The sequence below is a fragment of the Methyloceanibacter sp. genome, from assembly GCF_041573655.1.
In the GTDB taxonomy this organism is placed as follows: Bacteria; Pseudomonadota; Alphaproteobacteria; order Rhizobiales; family Methyloligellaceae; genus Methyloceanibacter.
Genome location: NZ_JBFFQD010000090.1, coordinates 1 through 3,448, shown reverse-complemented (window position 1 = coordinate 3,448; position 3,448 = coordinate 1). Strand labels below are relative to the sequence as shown.

The window sequence follows — 3,448 nt, the reverse complement described above, 5'->3', positions numbered from 1 at the left end:
TGCGTCTCCTTGGCCTTCAGGCGGAGGTCCTTGGTCTTCTGGGTCGCTTCGGCCGCGCGCTCGGTGGCGGCGGTGTGCGCTGCCTCGGCGGAGGATTGTGCTTCTCCAGCCTCGGCCGTCTTGTCTTTCAAGGCCGCCAGCCGGCTGCGCTCCATCAGGCGGGCGCCCGCGGCGGTCTCCGTCCCCGCCGTAACGCTGTAACCGTCCCAGCGCCACAGATCGCCGTCCCGGGACACGAGCCGCTGCCCTGGCTTGAGCGCCGTTTGCAGGTCCCGGCCTTGGGCGGTCTCCACCACGCCAATCTGCGCCAAGCGGCGGGCAAGCGCTTCCGGCGCTTTCACGAACTGGCTGAGCGGGACCGCGCCGTCCGGAAGAGGGTGATCCCCGGCATCGCCGGTGGTTTTGCGCCAATGGGCGGGCGCGGTGTCCTCGGATGCAGCGTCGAGATCATCGCCGAGCGCGGCGCCAAGAGCTTGCTCGTATCCGCCCTCGACACTCACCTCTTCGACGATCGGCGTCCAATCGTGGGCCGGCGCGAGCAGCTTGGTCAGCGTGGCGAACTCGGTCTCGATCTCCTGGCGGGAGAGCTTGGCCGCGGCTGCGTCCGAACGTAAGCGTGCTTCCTCGGCGCGGGCCTGCTCCTCGTCCGCCTCGGCTTTGGCGAGTGCTGTCTCAGTCTCCTGCAAGGCAGCGGTGAGCCGGTCGGCGTCCGCGCGCAGTTCGGCGAATTGGGCGCTGCCGCCGGTCTCCGCTTCCAGCTTGGCGAGTTCCTGTTCGACGTCGCCCGCTTGGGATTCGAGCTGCGCGATCCGCGCGGCGGTCGTGGTCTTCTCGCCTTCCAAGCGGCCGCGTTCGGCTTTTGCCTCAGCGAGCTCGGTGGTGGCCTGGCGCAGCGCATCCTCCGCGGCGATACGCGCCTCGACAGCCTTGGCGGCGGCGGCGCGGAGCTGCGGCTCCTCCTCGTCGCGTTCGCTCGACGCTACGAGCTTGCGGCTTTCCTCACCCAGTCCGCGCAACATGCTTTCGGCCTCGGCGATGTGTTCTTCCTCGCGGGCGAGGTCGCGGGAGGCTTGCGCCAGCCGCGTCTCCAATTCCGCCTGGCGAGCCTTGGCGCGGGCCTCTTCGCGCTCCAGCGCGTCCCGTTCCACGCTCAAACGGTGCAACACCGCCGCGCGCTCGGCTTCCGCATCGCGCAGAGGCTGAAGCTTCTCGGCCGCCTCGGCTTGGCGCCTTAAGGCCTCGCCTTCCGCCTTGGTCTCTTCGGCGACCGCGGACAGCGACTCTTGGAAGGCCGCCTCGTCGGCTTCGACCTGCCCGCAAGCGGCCGTCCATTGCAAGTGGTACTGCAAGGCCTCCATCTCGTGGATCTTGTCGGAGATTTGCCGGTAGCGTTTGGCTTGGCGCGCCTGGCGGCGCATGGCGTTGAGTTGCGACTTGATCTGGCCGATGAGGTCGGCGAGCCGCCCGAGGTTGGTCTCGGCCGCCTTGAGGCGCAATTCTGCTTCGTGGCGGCGGCTGTGCAGGCCGGCAATGCCGGCGGCGTCTTCCAGCACGCGGCGGCGTTCTTGCGGCGCGGCATTGACGATCTCGCCGATGCGGCCCTGCTGCACCAGTGCCGGCGAGCGGGCGCCTGTCGCGGCGTCCTCGAACAGCAGCCGGATGTCCCGGGCGCGCACGTCCTTGCCGTTGATCTTGTAAGCGGACCCCGCCTCGCGCTCGATGCGCCGCGTCACCTCAAGCAAGTCCGAGTCGTTGAACTCGGCAGGCGCCAGCCGCTTGCTGTTGTCGAGGAACAGCGTCACCTCGGCGGTGTTGCGCGCGGGCCGGTCCTGGGAGCCGGCGAAGATCACATCGTCCATTGCCGAGCCGCGCATGCTCTTATAAGAGGTCTCGCCCATGGCCCAGCGGAGCGCCTCGAGCAGGTTGGACTTGCCGCAGCCATTCGGGCCGACGACCCCGGTGAGGCCGGTCTCGACCAGGAGCTCGGTCGGCTCCACGAACGACTTGAATCCGAGTAAGCGGAGTCGGGTGATCTGCACGGCTAACGATCCTTAAATGGATTTATGAGTGGCGCGTGGATGAACGCGTACTCTTACTAGTGAACTTGGCAGTGGTTGGGCGTGATTCGCAACGGCGGCGGTCAAGATGCCTGTGGTCGAATCAGTGCCTTGATTTCGTCGAATGTGACGGTGCCTTGGAGTTTTTGGCCATTGATGAAGAAGCTCGGCGTGCCGATCACGCCGTATTTGCGCCCCCGCTCCTTCACCACCGTCAGGCCATCGATAATGGATTGATTCGATAGGCATTTGTCAAATTCTGCGCGGCTCATACCGCTGGATTTGGCCACTGAATAGATGGCGTTGGGGCGCACCTCCTGGCTGACCCATTCGCGCTGCCGGGAGAGGAAAGCCTCTACCAAGGGCAAATATTTGCTTTTGGACACGCAAGCCGTGACGATCGCCGCGTTGCCCGCAGTCCGGCCGATGGGGAACTCGCGGATGATATAGCGCACCTTGCCCGTATCGATGTATTGCCGCTTCACCTTCGGGAACACCTTGGCGTGGTATTGCCGGCAATACGGGCAGGTGAGGGACACATATTCGATGATAGTCACGGGCGCATTCTTGTTGCCGTACACGCGGTCCCCGAGCGGTCCCGGCTGCACCATCTCTTCTTTGAGGGGGACGGCCGCTTCCGTAGGCGTGCCCGCGCCGCCGCCGCACCCCGAAAGGCCGAGCGCGGCGATGACAACCAGCGCGGCTCCTCTAACCCGTCCCATCGATCACCGTGAGTCTAGCCGCTGGGCGGGGTATCCGGCTTGCCGGTCCCCTCGATCGCGGCCTCGAACTTATCGATCCCGATGCCCTTCAGCCGCTTGCCGTTGACGAAGAAGCTCGGCGTGGCGTCGACGCCATATTCTTCGTGCGCCTTCTTGCGCACGGCGACGATCTTGTCGAAAAGCTCCTTGTCGGCCAGGCACTTGTCGAAGGCTTCCTGCGAGAACCCGGCCTGCTTGGCGATCATCAGCAGCTTTTCCTTGCCGTCCTCGCCGGGCGCCGCCCAGGTCTCCTGGGTTTCGAACAGGCCGTCGAGCATCGGATAGAAGCGGTCGTTGCCGGAGCAGCGCACCAGCATGGAGGCGGCGACGGCAAGCCCGTCTAGCGGGAACTCGCGGAAGATGAAGCGGGCCTTGCCCGTGTCGATGTACTTCTCCTTCACCTGCGGGAACACCTCCGTATAGAAGTTCGCGCAGTGCGGGCAGGTCATCGAGGCGTATTCGACGATGACGAAGGGCGCATCTGCATTGCCGAGGACGATATCCTCCAGCGGCCCCGCCTCCATCAGCGCGGCCATTTCGGGATCCATCTTGGGTGCGTTGGGGTCGGGCGCGCCTCCGCGGTCGTCGAAGAGGACGATGCCGGCGACCACCACGGCGGCAAGCACCGCG

At 65.8% G+C, this 3,448-nt stretch carries 3 protein-coding genes; all 3 read right to left on the bottom strand.

From position 1 onward, the window contains the following. The coding region (locus ABY454_RS12135; protein WP_372931004.1) for an AAA family ATPase at positions 1–2,039 on the bottom strand (2,039 nt) is incomplete at its 3' end. A 101-nt stretch (positions 2,040–2,140) separates the two neighbouring features. Continuing rightward, the gene (locus ABY454_RS12130; protein ID WP_372931002.1) at positions 2,141–2,779 is read right to left on the bottom strand and encodes a DsbA family protein; all 639 of its coding nucleotides are present in this window, start codon (positions 2,777–2,779) and stop codon (positions 2,141–2,143) included. Positions 2,780–2,793: 14 nt separating this feature from the next. Beyond that, the coding region (locus ABY454_RS12125) for a DsbA family protein (RefSeq protein WP_372931000.1) at positions 2,794–3,448 on the bottom strand (655 nt) is incomplete at its 5' end.